This window comes from Pseudorhodoferax sp. Leaf274, assembly GCF_001422445.1.
Taxonomy (GTDB): domain Bacteria; phylum Pseudomonadota; class Gammaproteobacteria; order Burkholderiales; family Burkholderiaceae_C; genus Pseudorhodoferax.
Genome location: NZ_LMNA01000005.1, coordinates 112,551 through 128,409 on the forward strand (window position 1 = coordinate 112,551; position 15,859 = coordinate 128,409).

The 15,859-nt window shown below is 69.8% G+C and carries 14 protein-coding genes; 4 read left to right on the top strand and 10 right to left on the bottom strand.

Annotated elements, in window-relative coordinates; genetic code table 11:
* The first annotated feature begins 66 nt into the window (after nt 1-66).
* The 4 genes from ASF44_RS09800 (at nt 67) to ASF44_RS09815 (ending at nt 4,833) form a co-directional block, all read left to right on the top strand.
* On the top strand, nt 67-1,995 hold the full coding sequence (locus ASF44_RS09800; RefSeq protein ID WP_056899030.1) for a methyl-accepting chemotaxis protein: 1,929 nt from the start codon (nt 67-69) through the stop codon (nt 1,993-1,995).
* Between the two features lie 37 nt (nt 1,996-2,032).
* Complete coding sequence (locus ASF44_RS09805; RefSeq protein ID WP_056899031.1) at nt 2,033-3,163, top strand: 3-deoxy-7-phosphoheptulonate synthase; 1,131 nt, start codon at nt 2,033-2,035, stop codon at nt 3,161-3,163.
* Between the two features lie 106 nt (nt 3,164-3,269).
* Nucleotides 3,270-3,722, top strand: a complete 453-nt coding sequence (locus tag ASF44_RS09810; protein WP_056899032.1) for an SH3 domain-containing protein — start codon at nt 3,270-3,272, stop codon at nt 3,720-3,722.
* 25 nt (nt 3,723-3,747) lie between these two features.
* Nucleotides 3,748-4,833: a lipocalin-like domain-containing protein gene (locus ASF44_RS09815; protein ID WP_056899033.1), complete on the top strand. Its 1,086-nt coding sequence runs from the start codon at nt 3,748-3,750 to the stop codon at nt 4,831-4,833.
* Between the two features lie 19 nt (nt 4,834-4,852).
* On the opposite strand, the gene ASF44_RS09820 is transcribed toward ASF44_RS09815, so the two are convergent.
* The 10 genes from ASF44_RS09820 to ASF44_RS09865 form a co-directional block, all read right to left on the bottom strand.
* Complete coding sequence (locus ASF44_RS09820; RefSeq protein ID WP_056899034.1) at nt 4,853-5,830, bottom strand: branched-chain amino acid ABC transporter permease; 978 nt, start codon at nt 5,828-5,830, stop codon at nt 4,853-4,855.
* Nucleotides 5,827-6,702, bottom strand: a complete 876-nt coding sequence (locus ASF44_RS09825) for a branched-chain amino acid ABC transporter permease (RefSeq protein WP_056899035.1) — start codon at nt 6,700-6,702, stop codon at nt 5,827-5,829. Before ASF44_RS09825 ends, ASF44_RS09820 begins: the two co-directional genes overlap by 4 nt.
* A 12-nt stretch (nt 6,703-6,714) precedes the next feature.
* On the bottom strand, nt 6,715-7,914 hold the full coding sequence (locus ASF44_RS09830; protein ID WP_056899036.1) for an ABC transporter substrate-binding protein: 1,200 nt from the start codon (nt 7,912-7,914) through the stop codon (nt 6,715-6,717).
* A gap of 40 nt (nt 7,915-7,954) precedes the next feature.
* Nucleotides 7,955-9,142, bottom strand: a complete 1,188-nt coding sequence (locus ASF44_RS09835) for an ABC transporter substrate-binding protein (protein ID WP_056899037.1) — start codon at nt 9,140-9,142, stop codon at nt 7,955-7,957.
* Nucleotides 9,143-9,177: 35 nt separating this feature from the next.
* Entirely contained in the window at nt 9,178-9,888 is a 711-nt protein-coding gene (locus ASF44_RS09840; RefSeq protein ID WP_056899038.1) for an ABC transporter ATP-binding protein, read from the bottom strand.
* Nucleotides 9,888-10,658 (bottom strand): ABC transporter ATP-binding protein, encoded by a 771-nt coding sequence (locus tag ASF44_RS09845; RefSeq protein ID WP_056899039.1) that lies wholly within the window; start codon nt 10,656-10,658, stop codon nt 9,888-9,890. The genes ASF44_RS09840 and ASF44_RS09845 overlap by 1 nt, the downstream gene beginning before the upstream one ends.
* A gap of 207 nt (nt 10,659-10,865) precedes the next feature.
* Nucleotides 10,866-12,425, bottom strand: coding sequence for a DHA2 family efflux MFS transporter permease subunit (locus ASF44_RS09850; RefSeq protein ID WP_056899040.1), 1,560 nt, complete (start codon nt 12,423-12,425; stop codon nt 10,866-10,868).
* A 21-nt stretch (nt 12,426-12,446) separates the two neighbouring features.
* A complete protein-coding gene (locus ASF44_RS09855) occupies nt 12,447-13,781 on the bottom strand; it encodes an HlyD family efflux transporter periplasmic adaptor subunit (RefSeq protein ID WP_056899041.1) in 1,335 nt (444 codons plus the stop codon).
* 30 nt (nt 13,782-13,811) lie between these two features.
* Nucleotides 13,812-15,266 (bottom strand): efflux transporter outer membrane subunit, encoded by a 1,455-nt coding sequence (locus tag ASF44_RS09860; RefSeq protein WP_056899042.1) that lies wholly within the window; start codon nt 15,264-15,266, stop codon nt 13,812-13,814.
* Nucleotides 15,263-15,793 carry a MarR family winged helix-turn-helix transcriptional regulator gene (locus ASF44_RS09865; protein ID WP_056899043.1) on the bottom strand — a complete coding sequence of 177 codons (531 nt, stop codon included), beginning with the start codon at nt 15,791-15,793 and terminating at the stop codon, nt 15,263-15,265. Before ASF44_RS09865 ends, ASF44_RS09860 begins: the two co-directional genes overlap by 4 nt.
* Nucleotides 15,794-15,859: the final 66 nt, after the last annotated feature.

The following is a 15,859-nucleotide window of genomic DNA, read 5'->3' on the forward strand; positions in this document are numbered from 1 at the left end:
CCCCCTACACTGCACGGCGCCAATCGAGGCGCCGGCGAGCGCGCCCGACCAGTAAGAGGTGTCGCCATGTCCACACATTCCGTCCCCCGCATCCGCATCGCCAGGCGCGTCTCGCTGCTGGCCAGCGCCGCCATCGCGTCCATGCTGGTCGCCATCTGCGGCGTCCTGTCCTGGGTGCTGACCCAGCAGGCCTTCCAGCGCACGCTGGACTACATGGCCAGCGAGGCCGGCGCGGTCGCCCACATCGCCGATGCGCTGGACCGCACGGCCCGCGCATCGGCGCAGAAGCTCTACGAGGTGCTCGGCGCCGAGTACCGCGGCGACTTCACGCTCCAGGGCCCGGGCCAGCTGATGCTGGACGGCAAGCCGCTGGCCGGCGACTTCGAGCGCGTGGACCGCTTCGCGCGCACCACCGGCGGCGTGGCCACGATCTTCGCGCGCCAGGGCAACGACTTCCTGCGCGTGGCCACCTCGCTGACCAAGCAGGACGGCAACCGCGCCGTCGACACGCTGCTGGGCCTGCAGCACCCGGCCTACGCACGCATGATGGCGGGCGAGAGCTACGTGGGCCCGGCCACGCTGTTCGGCGTACCGTACATGTCGCGCTACCAGCCCGTGCGCGATGCCGCCGGGCAGGTGGTGGGCATCCTGTTCATCGGCTTCAACATGCAGGGCCTGCGCCAGGAGCTGGTTTCGCTCACCGAGGACAAGCGCTTCCTCGGCGGCGGCGGCATGTACCTGCTGGACCCGGGCCGCACGCCGGCCGATGCGGTGCTGCTGGCGCACCCGAGCGCCAAGGGCCGCAAGCTGGCCGAGCTGCTGCCCGCGCCGCAGGCCGAGCGCCTGGTGGCCGCCCTGGCCGCCGCGCCGGATGGCGTGCTGCAGGAGCCGGTGGCCGTGCAGGACCCGGCGCGCGCCGATCCGGTCAGCGTCGCCGTGCGCAGCACGGCCACAGGCTGGTGGGTCGTGGCCGAGGCCTCGCGCGCGCAGGCGCTGGCGGCCCACAACGCCACCTTGGGATGGCTCTGGGGCCTGATGCTGGCGGCCGTCGTGCTGACGGGGCTGGGCATGCGCCTGCTGCTGCAGCGCATGGTCGGCCAGCCGCTGCTGCAGCTCAACGACCAGGTGGCGGCCATCGCGCAGGGCGACCTGTCGCGGCCCGTGCCCACGGGACGCCAGGACGACCTGGGACTGCTGGCCCGCGGCATCGACAGCATGCGCATGCAGCTGGCGCGCACCATCACCGAGGTGCGGGCCGTCAGCGCGGGCGTGGACACGGCCAGCGCCGAAGTCAGCTCCGGCAGCCGCGACCTGGCGCACCGCACCGAGCAGTCGGCCAGCCAGCTCGAAGAGACCGCCGGCGCACTCGAGCAGCTGACCGCATCCATGAACCAGACCGCCGACGCCGCGGCCCAGGGCAGCCAGCTGGTGCAGGCCTCGGACCAGGCCGTGCAGCAGGGCCATGCCACGGTGCAGCAGCTGGTCGGGACGATGGCGCAGATCCGCGAGGCCAGCGGCGCCATCGGGGCCATCACCAACACCATCGACTCCATCGCGTTCCAGACCAACATCCTGGCGCTCAACGCCGCGGTCGAGGCGGCACGTGCCGGCGAGCAGGGGCGCGGGTTCGCCGTGGTGGCCAGCGAGGTGCGCCAGCTCGCGCAGCGCAGCGCCGAGGCCGCCAAGCAGATCAAGGCGCTCATCGGCACCAGCGGCGAGCAGGTGCAGGACGGCGCGGCCCGGGCCGAAGAAGCCGGCCGCGCCATGGGCGACATCCTGGGCAGCGTGGGCCGCGTCTCCGGGCTGATCGCCGAGATTGCCGCCGCCTCGCGCCAGCAGGCGCAGGGCGTACAGCAGATCAACACGGCCGTGGCCCAGCTCGACCAGAGCACGCAGCAAAATGCAGCCCTCGTGGAGCAAAGCAGTGCAGCGGCCGAAAGCCTGCGCGACCAGGCCCAGCGCCTGGTCCGGCAGGTCGCCAACTTCCGCCTTTGAGCGGCGCTCCCGCAACCGCAACCACAGGCCCGCCTCCATGAACCGTATCGACGACCCCACCCGCGACCAGGAAGCCGGCGCGCGCGACAGCACGCAGGACACCACCCGCATCGACGACGTGCGCATCTCCGCCGTGCGCCCGCTGATCTCGCCCGCGCTGCTGCTGGACGAGCTGCCCGTGCCACCGGCCGTGCAGACGCTGGTCGAGCAAAGCCGGCTGGCGATCGCCGACATCCTGCACGGCCGCGACGACCGGCTCGTCGTCGTCACCGGCCCCTGCTCCATCCACGACCACGGCCAGGCCATGGCCTATGCGCAGCACCTGAAGGCGCTGCAGCCCAAGGTCGAGAAGGAACTGCTGCTGGTCATGCGCGTGTACTTCGAGAAGCCGCGCACCACCGTCGGCTGGAAGGGCTACATCAACGACCCGCGGCTCGATGGCAGCTTCCGCATCAACGAAGGCCTGCGCAAGGCGCGTGAATTGCTGCTGGAAGTCGGCGCGCTGGGCCTGCCCACGGGCAACGAGTTCCTGGACCTGCTGAGCCCGCAGTACATCGCCGACCTGATCGCCTGGGGCGCCATCGGCGCGCGCACCACCGAGAGCCAGAGCCACCGGCAGCTGGCCTCGGGTTCGAGCTGCCCGATCGGCTTCAAGAACGGCACCGACGGCGGCGTGCAGATCGCGGCCGACGCCATGGTCGCGGCGCGCGCGCCGCACGCCTTCATGGGCATGACCAAGATGGGCCAGGCGGCGATCTTCGAGACGCGCGGCAACCCCGACTGCCACGCCATCCTGCGCGGCGGCAACAAGGGGCCGAACTACGACGCCGAGCATGTGGACGCGGCCTGCGCCGTGCTCCAGAAGGCGGGCCTGCGCGAACAGCTCATGGTGGACTGCTCGCATGCCAACTCGTCCAAGCAGCACGCGCGCCAGATCGTGGTCGCCGAGGACGTGGCGCGCCGCATCGCCGCCGGCGAGCGCCGCATCACCGGCCTCATGATCGAGAGCCACCTGGAGGAAGGCCGGCAGGACCTCAAGCCCGGCGAGCCATTGCGCTATGGCGTGTCGGTCACGGATGCGTGCATCGGCTGGGCGCAGACCGAGCCCGTGCTGCGGCAGCTGGCAGAGGCGGTGCGGCAGCGAAGGGCGGCCACGCCGGCCTCCTGAATTCCAGCGTGCGCTCCCCCGCGGCGCCGTGCGGCGACCAAGGGCCGTCGGGGCAAAGATGTAACGACCGGGAACTTTGGTCCGCACAGGTACCTCCCCCTGTGCCATGTCTTTCACATTCCCTACCGTTCTCCGCATCTTCGTCGCAGTCCTCGCGCTGCAAGCTTTCGGCGCCTGGGCGCAGCAGTACGTGAGCGTCACGGCCCGCGAGGCCAACATGCGCTCCGGGCCCGGCACGCAGCACGCCGTGCAATGGTCGCTGAGCCGCGGCTACCCCTTGCAGGTGCTGGCGCGCCGCGGCGAGTGGCTGCAGGTGCGCGACTTCGAACGCGACACCGGCTGGGTGCATCGCAGCCTCACCGGCAAGAGCACGCACAAGGTCGTGCGCGCATCCGTGGCCAACCTGCGCGCGCAGCCGCGCACGGGCGGCAGGCTGCTGGGCAGGATCGAGCGCGGCGAGATCGTGCAACGGCTCGCGCGGCGTGGCGACTGGGTGCAGGTGCAGCGCGAAGGCGGCCAGCGCGGCTGGGTCGCCAGCCGGCTGCTGTGGGGCGGCTAGCGCCCGCTTGTGTATCGTGCCGGTGATGCACCGCCGCACCCTGTTGCTGGCCGCCCTGGCGGCGGCCCAATCCGCCCAGCCGGCCCATGCCCTGCCCCCGCTGGCTCTGCAGTTCCCGCGCGACCTGGGCAGCCACCCCGGTCTGCGCACCGAGTGGTGGTACATCACGGGCCAGGCCGCGAGCGGCGGCCGTGTGTTCGGTTTCCAGCTGACCTTCTTCCGCTCGCGCGTGGACGCCGCGCAGCCGCTGCGCTCGCGCTTCGCGGCCCGGCAGCTGCTGTTCGCGCATGCGGCCATCACGGACCTGGACGGCAGGAAGCTCTGGCACGACCAGCGCATCGCGCGGGCCGGCTTCGGCATCGCCGAGGCCAGCGAGACCGACACCGGCGTGCGGCTGCAGGACTGGCAACTGGCGCGCGCGCCCGACGGCGCGCTCACCGCCGAATTGCCGGCGCAGGATTTCGGCCTGCACCTGCGCTTCGCCGAGACCCAGCCGCTGCTGCTGCAGGGGCGTGAAGGCCTGTCGCGCAAGGGGCCCGATCCGGCCCAGGCCAGCTACTACTACAGCGTGCCGCAACTGGCGGTGACGGGCGCCCTGGTGCTCCAGGGCCGGCGCTTCGCCATCGACGCGCAGCCAGCGCCCGATCCGGCTTTGCGCAGCCGGGCCTGGCTCGACCACGAATGGAGCGAGGCGCTGATGCATCCCGAGGCCGTGGGCTGGGACTGGATCGGCATGAACCTGTTCGACGGCAGCGCGCTGACGGCCTTCCACCTGCGCCGCGCCGACGGCACGGGGCTGTGGGATGGTGGCTCGTTCCGCGCGGCAGGCCAGCCGGCGCGCGTCTTCGGCCAGGGCGAGGTGGTGTTCACGCCGCGGCGCTGGTGGACCAGCCCGGACAGCCGTGCCCGCTACCCGGTGGAGTGGCAGGTCGGCACGCCCGGCGGCAACTTCACCGTGCGCGCGCTGCTGGATGCGCAGGAGCTCGACAGCCGGGGCTCCACCGGCGCGATCTATTGGGAGGGGCTGTCGGACCTGCTCGATGCGCAGGGCCAGCAGGTCGGCCGCGGCTACCTGGAGATGACGGGCTACGCGCAGCGGCTGCGGCTGTAGCCCGGCACGCCCGGGCCGTTCAGGCCTTCTTGCGCCGCTGCAGCAGCGCGATGATTTCGCCCATGATGCCGCGCCTGAAGGCCAGCACGCAGACCACGAAGATCAGCCCGGTGACCATGGTCACCGATTCGCCCAGCGTGTTGAACCACTCGATGCCGGTCAGCCCGGCCAGCCCGTGGCCCATCTCGCCGATCTTGTTCTCCAGCAGGATCACCACGGCCGCGCCCACCAGCGGACCCGACAGCGTGCCCAGGCCGCCCACGAGCGTCATCAGGATCACGCCGCCAGACGCCGTCCAGTGCACGTCGGTCAGCGTGGCGAAGCCCAGGACCAGCGTCTTGAGCGAACCGGCCAGCCCCGCCAGCGCGGCCGACAGCACGAAGGCCAGCAGCTTGAAGCGGTGCGTGTCGTAGCCCAGCGAGATCGCGCGCGGCTCGTTCTCCTTGATGCCCTTCAAGACCTGGCCGAAGGGCGAGTGGATGGTGCGCACGATAAGCACGAAGGCGAGCACCACGATGGCCAGCGTGACGAAGTACATCGTCAGGTCGTCCGCCAGCGACAACACGCCGAACAGGCTGCCGCGCGGCACGCCCTGCAGGCCGTCTTCCCCGCCCGTGAACTTGGCCTGCAGCGCCACGAAGAACACCATCTGCGCCAGCGCCAGCGTGATCATCGCGAAGTAGATGCCCTGGCGCCGGATGGCCAGCAGGCCGAACAGCCAGCCCAGCAGCGCGCCCGTGGCCGTGCCCAGCACCAGGCCGACCTCGGGCGTGAAGCCCCAGACCTTCATGGCATGGCCGGCCACATAGGCCGAGCCGCCCAGAAAGGCCGCATGGCCGAACGACAGCAGGCCGGTGTAGCCCAGCAGCAGGTTGAAGGCCGAGGCGAACAGCGCGAAGCACAGCAGCTTCATCATGAAGACCGGATAGGCCCCCACGAAGGGCGCGGCGACCAGCGCCAGCAACAACAGGAGATAGCCCCAGGAGCTCTTGCTCATTTCTCTTTCCCGAACAGGCCCGCAGGGCGGATCAGCAGCACGACGGCCATGATGATGAAGACCACGGTCGACGAGGCCTCGGGATAGAACACCTTGGTCAGCCCCTCGATCACGCCCAGGCCCAGGCCCGTGAGGATGGAGCCCATGATGGAGCCCATGCCGCCGATCACGACGACGGCGAACACCACGATGATGAGGTTCTGCCCCATCAGCGGCGAGACCTGGATCACGGGCGCGGCCAGCACGCCGGCCAATGCCGCCAGCGCCACGCCGAAGCCGTAGGTCAGCGTGATCATGAGCGGCACGTTGACGCCGAAGGCCTCGACCAGCCGCGGGTTCTCGGTGCCCGCGCGCAGGTAGGCGCCGATGCGCGTCTTCTCGATCAGGAACCAGGTGGCGAAGCACACCACCAGCGAGGCCACGACCACCCAGGCGCGGTAGTTGGGCAGCATCATGAAGCCCATGTCGGTCGCGCCCGTGAGCGCCTCCGGCGTGTCGTAGGACAGGCCGGAGACGCCGTAGGCGGAGCGGAACGCGCCCTCGATCAGCAGCGTGAGGCCCAGCGTGAGCAGCAGGCCGTACAGGTGGTCGAGCTTGTAGATCCAGCGCAGCAGCAGCCGCTCGATCAGCACGCCGAACACGCCGACGATGAGCGGCGCGGCGACCAGCATGACCCAGTAGCTGATGTCGAAGTAGTTCATCGCCATCCAGGTCACGATGGCACCCATCATGAACAGCGCGCCGTGCGCGAAGTTGATGACGTTGAGCAGGCCGAAGATCACCGCCAGGCCCAGGCTCAGGATCGCGTAGAACGAGCCGTTGACCAGGCCCAGCAGCAGCTGGCTCAGCAGGGCAGGCAGGGAGATCGTCATGAAGCGGTCAGGTCACTTCCAGAGTGCGCACTTGGACTCGGCCTTGGTCGTGAAGACCTCGTCGCCCTTGAGACGCGCCACGACCTTGTAGTAGTCCCAGGGCTGCGTGGACTCGGCCGGCGTCTTCACCTGCATGAGGTACATGTCGTGCACGAAGCGGCCGTCCGGCCGCACCACGCCCTTGGCGTAGAAGTCGTCGATCGGGGTCTTCTTGATGTACTCCATGACCTTGTCGGCATCCAGCGTCTTGGTCGCCTGCACCGCCTTGAGGTAGGTCGTCGCGGCGGAGTAGTTCGCGGCCTGGATGTCGGTCGGCATGCGCTTGGTCTTCTCGAAGAACCGCTTGCCGAAGGCGCGCGTCTTGTCGTCCAGGTTCCAGTCCCAGCTGGTGGTGAGCAGCAAGCCGGAGGTGCTCTTCAGGCCCAGGCTGTGCACGTCGGTCACGAACACCAGCAGGCCGACCATCTTCATGGTCTTGTCAATGCCGAACTCCTTGGCCGCCTTCAGCGCGTTCTGCGTGTCGCCACCGGCGTTGGCCAGCGCCAGCACCTGGGCCTTGGAGTTCTGCGCCTGCAGCAGGAAGGACGAGAAGTCCGAGGCATTCAGCGGATGCTTGACGCTGCCGAGCACGGTGCCGCCCTTCTCCTTGACGACCCTGGACGCGTCGGCTTCCAGCGCCGCGCCGAACGCATAGTCGGCGGTCAGGAAGAACCAGTTCTTGTCGCCGCGCGCGATCACCGCGCTGCCCGTGCCCTTGGCCAGCGCCACGGTGTCGTAGGCGTAGTGCACGGTGTAGGGGCTGCACTGCTCGTTGGTCAGTGCCGAGCTGCCAGCGCCGTTGACGATGTAGACGCGCTTTTTCTCCTGCGCCACCTTGGCCATGGCCAGGCCGGCCGACGAGGTGGTCCCGCCCACCAGCATCGACAGGTTCTGCGTGTCCATCCACTCGCGCGCCTTGCTGGCGGCGATGTCGGCCTTGTTCTGGTGGTCGGCCGACAGCAGTTCGATCGGCAGGCCGTTGACCTTGCCGCCGAAGTCGTCGATGGCCATCTGGATCGCGGTCGCGCCGTTCTTGCCGTCCACGTCGGCGTACAGGCTGGACATGTCGGTGATGAAGCCGATGCGGACCTTGTCCTGGGCCTGGGCCTGCACCGCGCCGGTGGCGAGCAAGGTGGCGAACATCAGGGCGGAGAGCGGGAACTTGGCGGTCATGGTCAATCTCGGGAACGGAAAAGGAAATGCGGGACGGCGCTCACTTCCAGAGCGCGCACTTGGTCTCGGCCTTGGTGGTGAACACCTGCTCACCCGGCAGCGTCTTGACGACCTTCAGGTAGTCCCAGGGCTTGGTGGATTCCTTGGGGGACTTCACCTCGACCAGGTACATGTCGTGCACGAAACGGCCGTCGGCACGGATCTGGCCCTTGCCGAAGAAGTCGTTGACGGGCGTCTTCTTGAGCTGCTCCATGACCTTGTCGGCATCCACGCTGCCGGCGGCCTGCACGGCCTTCAGGTAGGTCGTGGTGGCGGAATAGTCGGCGGCCTGCACGTCGGTGGGCATGCGCTTGGCCTTGTCGAAGAACTTCTTGGCGAAGGCGCGCGTCTGGTCGTTCAAGTCCCAGTACCAGCTGGTGGTGTGCAGCAGGCCTTCGGTGTTGCGCAGGCCCAGGCTGTGCACGTCCGACAGGAACACCAGCAGGCCCGCGGTCTTCATGGTCTTGTTGATGCCGAACTCGCGCGCCGCCTTGATCGAGTTGATGGTGTCGCCACCGGCGTTCGCCAGGCCGAGGATCTGCGCCTTGGAGTTCTGCGCCTGCAGCAGGAAGGACGAGAAGTCCGATGCGTTCAGCGGCGTGCGCACCGCGCCGACCACCGTGCCGCCCTTCTCCTTGACGACGCGCGTGGTGTCGGCCTCCAGCGCGTGGCCGAAGGCGTAGTCGGCCGTCAGGAAGAACCAGCTCTTGCCGCCGGCATCGACCACCGCGGCGCCCGTGCCCTTGGCCAGCGCCACGGTGTCGTAGGCGTAGTGCACCGTGTAGGGGCTGCACTGCTCGTTGGTCAGCGCCGAAGTGGCGGCGCCGTTGTTGAAGTAGACGCGCTTCTTCTCCTGCGCCACCTTGGCCATGGCCAGCGCGGTGCCCGAGTTGGTGCCGCCGAACACCATGGTGAGGCCGGCCGTGTCGATCCACTCGCGTGCCTTGCTGGCGGCGATGTCGGCCTTGTTCTGGTGGTCGGCCGTCATGAGTTCGATGGGCTGGCCCAGCACCTTGCCGCCGAAGTCGTCGATGGCCATCTGGATCGCCATCGCGCCGTTCTTGCCCTCCACGTCGGAGTACAGGCTGGACATGTCGGTGATCAGGCCGATCTTGACCTGGGCCGCGGCGCCGGTGGCGAAACCTGCGGCGGCGAGCGACAGGCAGAGCGTGGTCAGGGTGCGGTGCATGGCTGTCTCCTAGCGGTTGTGGTCCGGAAAGCGGGTCAAACGCCCAGCAGCTCGTTGAGCACGGGCATCTTCTGTTGCAGCTCGGCTGCGGCGAAATGCTCCACCATGCGGCCGTGCTCCATCACGTAGAAGCGGTCGGCCAGCGGCGCGGCGAAGCGGAAGTTCTGCTCCACCATGACCACCGTGTAGCCCTTGGCGCGCAGCGTGGTGATCATGCGCGCCAGCGCCTGCACGATGACGGGCGCCAGGCCCTCGGAGATCTCGTCGAGCAGCAGCAGCTTGGCGCCGGTGCGCAGGATGCGCGCCACGGCCAGCATCTGCTGCTCGCCGCCCGACAGCCGCGTGCCGGGGCTGTTGCGGCGCTCGGCGAGGTTGGGGAACATGGTGTAGATCTCGTCGATCGACATGCCCGCGCCCATGCCCTTGAGCTGCGGGGGCAGCAGCAGGTTCTCTTCGCACGACAGGCTGGCGAAGATGCCGCGCTCCTCCGGGCAGTAGCCCACGCCCAGGTGCGCGATGCGGTGCGTGGGCATGGCGATGGTCTCGGTGCCATGGATGCGCACCGAGCCCACGCGGCGGCCGATCAGGCCCAGCACGGCGCGCATGGTCGAGGTGCGGCCGGCGCCATTGCGGCCCAGCAGCGTGACGACCTCGCCGGGCTGCACGACCATGTCGACACCGTGCAGCACATGGGACTCGCCGTACCAGCCCTGCAGGCCCTTGATCTCCAGAGCGGGCGCAGACATCAGTGCGCCCCCTGCAGTTCGCCGTCCACGGTGCCCATGTAGGCCTCCATGACCTGGCGGTTGCGCGAGACCTCGGCATACGGGCCCTCGGCCAGCACCGCGCCGCGCTGCAGCACCGTGATGGTGTCGGCGATGGTGGAGACCACGCCCATGTTGTGCTCGACCATGAGGATGGTGCGGCCTTGGGAGACCTTCTTGATGAGTTGCGCGACGCGGTCCACGTCCTCGTGGCCCATGCCCTGCGTGGGCTCGTCCAGCAGCATGAGTTCGGGCTCCATGGCCAGCGTGGTGGCGATCTCGAGCGCGCGCTTGCGGCCATAGGGCAGGTTGACGGTGACCTCGTCCGCCATGTCCGCCAGGCCCACCTGGTCGAGCAGGGCCACGGCCTCGCCGTTGAGGCGGTCCAGCTGCTTCTCGCTCTTCCAGAAATGGAACGACCAGCCGAGCTTGCGTTGCAGGCCCAGGCGCACGTTCTCCATGAGCGTGAGGTGCGGGAACACGGCCGAGATCTGGAACGAGCGGATCACGCCGCGCCGGGCGATCTGGGCCGGCTGCTCGCGCGTGATGTCGTGGCCGTTGAAGGTGATGGTCCCCGTGGTGGGTTCGAGGAACTTGGTCAGCAGGTTGAAGCAGGTGGTCTTGCCGGCGCCGTTGGGTCCGATCAGCGCGTGGATGCTGCCGCGCTGCACCGCCAGGTTGACCTTGCTGACGGCGGTGAAGCCCTTGAACTCTTTCGTGAGGTCCCTGGTCTGCAGAATGATGTCCGCCAATTTCGCCTAGCCTTCCGCAATCGCCGCGTTGGTTCGTCCGCACGACCGTTCGCGGCCTTGCACTGCGGCGGACTGTACGAGGGCGCTCTGGCGCGAAGCACTAGGACAAACGCCAATGCTGCACTGCGAAATTGCTTGTTTTTTAAGCAAAACGGCCGGGCACTGTCGCCCGGCCGGCAAGCTTGACGCGAAGCTGACAAAAGACGCTCAGTGCGCGCCCGCCGCGGCCTCCGCGCCACCCGCCCCGCCACGCTGCGGACGCGTGAGCCAGACCAGCGGAATCAACAGCATGAACAGCGCGGCCGAGGCATAGAACACGTCGTTGGCCGCGAGCATGAAGGCCTGTTGGTCGACCACGCGGTTGAGCTGCGCGAGCGCCTGGTCGGCGTTCATGCCGGCGCTGCGGTAGACCTGCAGCGCCTGCTGCGTGGCCTCGCTGCCGCGCTGCACGTATTCCACGAGCTGCGCATGGTGCAGCGCCGCGCGGCTTTCCCAGACGGTGGTGGCGATCGAGGTGCCCATGGCGCCCGCCGTGATGCGCGCGAAGTTCGTCAGGCCCGATGCCGCGGGGATGCGGTCGGGCGCGATGCCCGACAGCGTGATCGTGGTCAGCGGGATGAAGAAGAACGCCATCGCGATGCCCTGGATCACGGTCGGTACCAGGATGGTGACCATGTCGGCCTGCGTGGAGAAGCGCGAGCGCAGCCACAGCACCAGGCCGAAGGTTAGGAACGCGAAGGTCACGTAGCGCCGCGGGTCGACCTTGTGCACGGTCTTGCCGACGATGGGCGACAGGATGATGGCCATGAGGCCCACGGGTGCAGTCACCAGCCCGGCATCGGTGGCGGTGTAGCCCATGTACTGCTGCAGCCACAGCGGCAGCAGCACCACGTTGCCGAAGAAGAGGCCGTAGGCCACCGAGGTCGCGAGCGTGCCGCCCCAGAAGTTGCGCCGCGCGAACAGCCGAAGGTCGACCACCGGGTGGTCGGCCGTGAGCTCCCAGACCAGGAACACAGCGAAGGCGATCACGAACACCACGCCCAAGCCGACGATGAGGTCGGAGTGGAACCAGTCGTACTCCTTGCCCAGGTCCAGCATCATTTGCAGCGAGGCGATCCAGACCACCAGCAGCGCCAGGCCCATGGCGTCGATGGGCAGCTTGCGCGTCTGGCTCTCGCGGCTGGCATAGATGCGCCAGGCCCCGAAGGCGGCCAGCAGGCCCACCGGCACGTTGATGTAGAAGATCCAGGGCCAGGACATGTTGTCCGTGATCCAGCCGCCCAGGAGCGGCCCCATCACGGGCGCGACCAGCGTGGTCATGGCCCACATGGCCATGGCAGTGCCCGCCAGCGCCGGTGGGTAGCTGGACAGCAGCAGCGCCTGCGACAGCGGGATCATGGGTCCGGCGACGAAGCCCTGCAGCGCGCGCAGCGCGATCAGCGTGGGCATGGTGGGCGCCAGCCCGCAGGCCCAGGAGGCCAGCACGAACAGCAGCACGCTGGCCACGAACAGGCGAACCTGGCCGAAGCGCTGCGAGAGCCAGCCCGTAAGCGGCACGGCGATGGCGTTGGCGACGGCGAAGCTCGTGATGACCCAGGTGCCCTGGTTGGGACTGACGCCCAGGTCGCCGGCGATGGCCGGCAGCGAGACGTTGGCGATGGACGTGTCCAGCACGTTCATGAAGGTCGCGGCCGACAGCGCGACCGTGCCCCACATGCGGGCGCTGCCCTGCAGTGGCTGCGGGCGGACGAAGGTGGCAGTGCTCATGGAGCTGCGGACCTGCCGTCCTCAGTGCGCGGCCTGGGCCGTCTGCGTGGAGGCGGCGCGCGCGGGCGCACGGGCCACGGGGGACTGGCTGGCACGCAGGGCCGGCCCGACGTTGGCGGCGATCACGCGGCGCACCTGCTCGTCGGCGCCGCGTGCGTCGGCCGCGTAGACGGCCGTGGCCGCCAGCGGCGCGCTGCGCGGTGCCTCGGCCAGCGTGCGGCCATCCTTGTGCGTGACGTCCACCGTCACGTCCATCGACAGGCCCACGCGCAACGGGTTGGCCACCACCTGCTGCGGGTCGAGTGCGATGCGCACGGGCACGCGCTGCACCACCTTGATCCAGTTGCCGGTGGCGTTCTGCGCCGGCAGCAGCGCAAACGCCGCGCCCGTGCCCACGCCCAGGCCCGACACTTCGCCCTTGTATTCGACCTTCTTGCCGTACACGTCGGCCGTCAGCCTGACGGGCTGGCCGATGCGGATGTTGCGCAGCTGCACTTCCTTGAAGTTGGCATCCACCCAGAGCTGGTCCAGCGGCACCACCGACATCAGCGGCGTGCCCGCGGCCACGCGCTGGCCCAGCTGCACGCTGCGCTTGGCCACGTAGCCCGAGACCGGCGCGGGCAATGCCGCGCGCTGCGTGGCCAGCCAGGCCTCGCGCACCTTGGCGGCGGCGGCCAGCACGCTGGGGTGCTGCTCCACGCTCGTGCCTTCGGTCATCGACTGGTTGCTGGCCAGCTGCTCGCGCGCGGCGGCGGCCGCGGCCTGTGCCGACTGCACGCCGGCCTCGGCCGCCGCGAGCGCGCTCCTGGTGTTGGCCAGCGTGGTCTGGGCGTGGTTGAGTTCCTCGCGCGAGACGGCGCCGTTGCCCGAGAGCGACTGGCGCCGATTCAGGTCGTCGTTGGCGCGGGCCACCTCGCTCTGCGCGCGGCCGATCTCGGTGCGTGCGCGCGTGATGTCGGCATCGCGCAGCGACACCTGGGCTGCGAGCGCGCCGTTGTTGGCGTACAGCGTACGCACCTGGCGCACGGTCTGCGCGAGCTGGGCCTCGGCCTGCTCCAGCGCCACGCGGCCGTCGGCGGGGTCCAGCTGCACCAGCGGCTGGCCGGCCTGCACGCGGTCGGTGTCGTCGGCCAGGATGGCCATCACGGTGCCGCCAATCTGCGGCGTGATCTGCACGAGGTTGCCTTGCACGTAGGCGTTGTCGGTTTCCTCGTAGTGGCTGGCGACCAGCCATTCGTAGGCGGCCAGGCCCAGGCCGGCGACGACGACCACGGCCGCGATGGCTGTCAGGGCCTTCTTGCGCTTGCCGGGAGCGGGGGTGTCGGAAGCGGCGGCGGGTGTTGTAGTGGTGTTCATGGCGAAAGGGGTTCTGGAGGGAAAGACGGTTCAGCGCGCCGTGTTCTGTGCCAGCGGGGCGACGGGGGCGGGGTCGACCGTGACGCCGCCGCCCAGCGCATGGGCCAGCTGCGCCTGCACGTCGAGCGCGCGCGCGGCCAGTTCGACCTGCTGGCGGCGCTGGGCCAGCACGTTGGATTCGGCGGTCAGCACCTGCAGGTAGTTGCCCAGGCCCGCGCCGTAGCGCTGCCTGGCGATGGCATAGGCGCCTTCTGCGGCGTCCTGGGCGGAACGCTGCTCCTGCTGCTGCAGCGTGACCGAACGTGCCGAGACGAGCTGGTCGGCCACCTCGCGCACGGCACCGACGATGGCGCCGTTGTAGCTCTCCACCGCGGCATCGACATCGGCGGCCTTTCCGCGCAGGTTGGCGCGCAACCGGCCCGCGTCGAACAGCGGCAGGCGCAGCGCCGGGCCGATGCCCCATTGCAGGCTGCCGGCCTGCGCCAGGTTGTTCAGGCCGATGCTGGACAGGCCGGCAAAGCCGGTCAGGCTGATGTTGGGATAGAACTGCGCGCGCGCGGCGTCCACGTCGCGCGTGGCGGCTTCGACACGCCAGCGCGCAGCCTGCACGTCGGCGCGGCGGCCCAGCAGGTCGGCGGGCAACACGGCCGGCAGGCTGGGCGCCTGCAGCCGGGCGAGCGAGGGTGCGGCGTCCTGCAGCGCTGCGGGCGGCTGCGCCGCGAGCGCGGCCAGCGCGTGGCGCGACAGCTGGATCTGCTCGCGCAAGGCCTCGATCTGCTGGCGTGCCTCGGGCAGGCCACCCTCGGCCTGGCGCAGTTCGAGCCGCGTGTCCAGGCCCGCGTCGAGGCGGTCGCGCACAAGGGTGAGCTGCTCGCCGCGCTGGGCCAGCGTGCGTTCGGCCACGGCCAGCTGGTCCTGCGCGCGGGCGAGTTGCAGCCAGCCGCGCACGATCTGCTCGGCCAGCATGGCGCGCGCCGCCTGGGCGTCTGCCGCGGCGGCACGCGCGCCACCGAGGGCGGCGTCGAGCGCGGCGCGGTTCTTGCCGAAGAAGTCGATCTCCCAGCTGCTGGACAGCTGCAGCAGCCCGGAATTGCGCACGGAGCCGGCCAGCGGCGCGGGCACGGCGCCGTTCTCGGTGTAGCGCTGGCGCGTGACATCCGCGCCCAGGCCCAGCTGCGGCAGCAAGGCAGCGTCGGCCACTTCGACCACGGCCGTGGCGCGCGCGAGCCGCGCCTGCGCCAGGCCCAGGCTGGGACTGCCGGCCAGGGCCTGGTCGACCAGCCTGTCGAGCGCGGGGTCGCCGTAGGCGCGCCACCAGGCGGTCTCGACGGCGGGCACCGTGGCCGCCGTGGCCGACGGCACGCCGACCGCAGCGGCCTCGCGCAACTGGGCCTGCGGCGCGATGCCGGAGGGGTTGGCGCAGGCGGCCAGCGCCAGCACCAGGGCCGCGCCCAAAGTCAGGCGCAGGGTTGAAGCGGGAGTCATGCGTTCTTCTTTCCAGCGCAGCCCTGCTGCGCGTTGTCCAGGATGCGGGAGAGGAAGCTCTTGAGCAGCAGCCATTCCTCGCGCGAGAAGCCGGCGAGGTAGGCGTTCTGCACGCGGCTCAGCGCCACGGGAATCTGCTCGGCCACGGCCTTGCCCTGCTCGGTCAGCGCCAGGCGCACCACGCGCCGGTCTTCCGAGGAGCGCTCGCGCTGGCACAGGTTCTTGGCCTCCAGCCGGTCGAGCAGCCGCGTCATGGCGCCAGCGTCGAGCTCGCACAACCGCGCCAGCTCGGCCACGGTGGCGCCGCCCGGGTGCACGGCCAGCTTGAACAGCGGGATCCACTGCGCGTGCGTGAGGCCGGTGGATTCGAGTTCGCGCTCGACCGCAGAGGCCACGGAAGACAGGATGCGGCGCATCAGGTAGCCCACGCTGTCGCTCGGGTTGTAGCTGTTCGGCGTGTAGAAGTCGGCCGGCGGCGGGCGACCGGCGGCGGCCGGCATCGGGATGCGCGAGGGTCGTTCGTCCATGGGCCGCGAATTTAATTGCCTAGGCAAATATTGTCAAGGCTGTTTTTGTCATGGCAATTTCTACAG

Bases quoted from the DNA above. Each gene is read 5' to 3' on its own strand.
- ASF44_RS09805 (WP_056899031.1), top strand. From the start codon at position 2,033: ATGAACCGTATCGACGACCCCACCCGCGACCAGGAAGCCGGCGCGCGC.
- ASF44_RS09820 (WP_056899034.1), bottom strand. From the start codon at position 5,830: ATGAGCAAGAGCTCCTGGGGCTATCTCCTGTTGTTGCTGGCGCTGGTC.
- ASF44_RS09825 (WP_056899035.1), bottom strand. From the start codon at position 6,702: ATGACGATCTCCCTGCCTGCCCTGCTGAGCCAGCTGCTGCTGGGCCTG.
- ASF44_RS09800 (WP_056899030.1), top strand. From the start codon at position 67: ATGTCCACACATTCCGTCCCCCGCATCCGCATCGCCAGGCGCGTCTCG.
- ASF44_RS09840 (WP_056899038.1), bottom strand. From the start codon at position 9,888: ATGTCTGCGCCCGCTCTGGAGATCAAGGGCCTGCAGGGCTGGTACGGC.
- ASF44_RS09850 (WP_056899040.1), bottom strand. From the start codon at position 12,425: ATGAGCACTGCCACCTTCGTCCGCCCGCAGCCACTGCAGGGCAGCGCC.
- ASF44_RS09830 (WP_056899036.1), bottom strand. From the start codon at position 7,914: ATGACCGCCAAGTTCCCGCTCTCCGCCCTGATGTTCGCCACCTTGCTC.
- ASF44_RS09860 (WP_056899042.1), bottom strand. From the start codon at position 15,266: ATGACTCCCGCTTCAACCCTGCGCCTGACTTTGGGCGCGGCCCTGGTG.
- ASF44_RS09855 (WP_056899041.1), bottom strand. From the start codon at position 13,781: ATGAACACCACTACAACACCCGCCGCCGCTTCCGACACCCCCGCTCCC.
- ASF44_RS09865 (WP_056899043.1), bottom strand. From the start codon at position 15,793: ATGGACGAACGACCCTCGCGCATCCCGATGCCGGCCGCCGCCGGTCGC.
- ASF44_RS09810 (WP_056899032.1), top strand. From the start codon at position 3,270: ATGTCTTTCACATTCCCTACCGTTCTCCGCATCTTCGTCGCAGTCCTC.
- ASF44_RS09815 (WP_056899033.1), top strand. From the start codon at position 3,748: ATGCACCGCCGCACCCTGTTGCTGGCCGCCCTGGCGGCGGCCCAATCC.
- ASF44_RS09835 (WP_056899037.1), bottom strand. From the start codon at position 9,142: ATGCACCGCACCCTGACCACGCTCTGCCTGTCGCTCGCCGCCGCAGGT.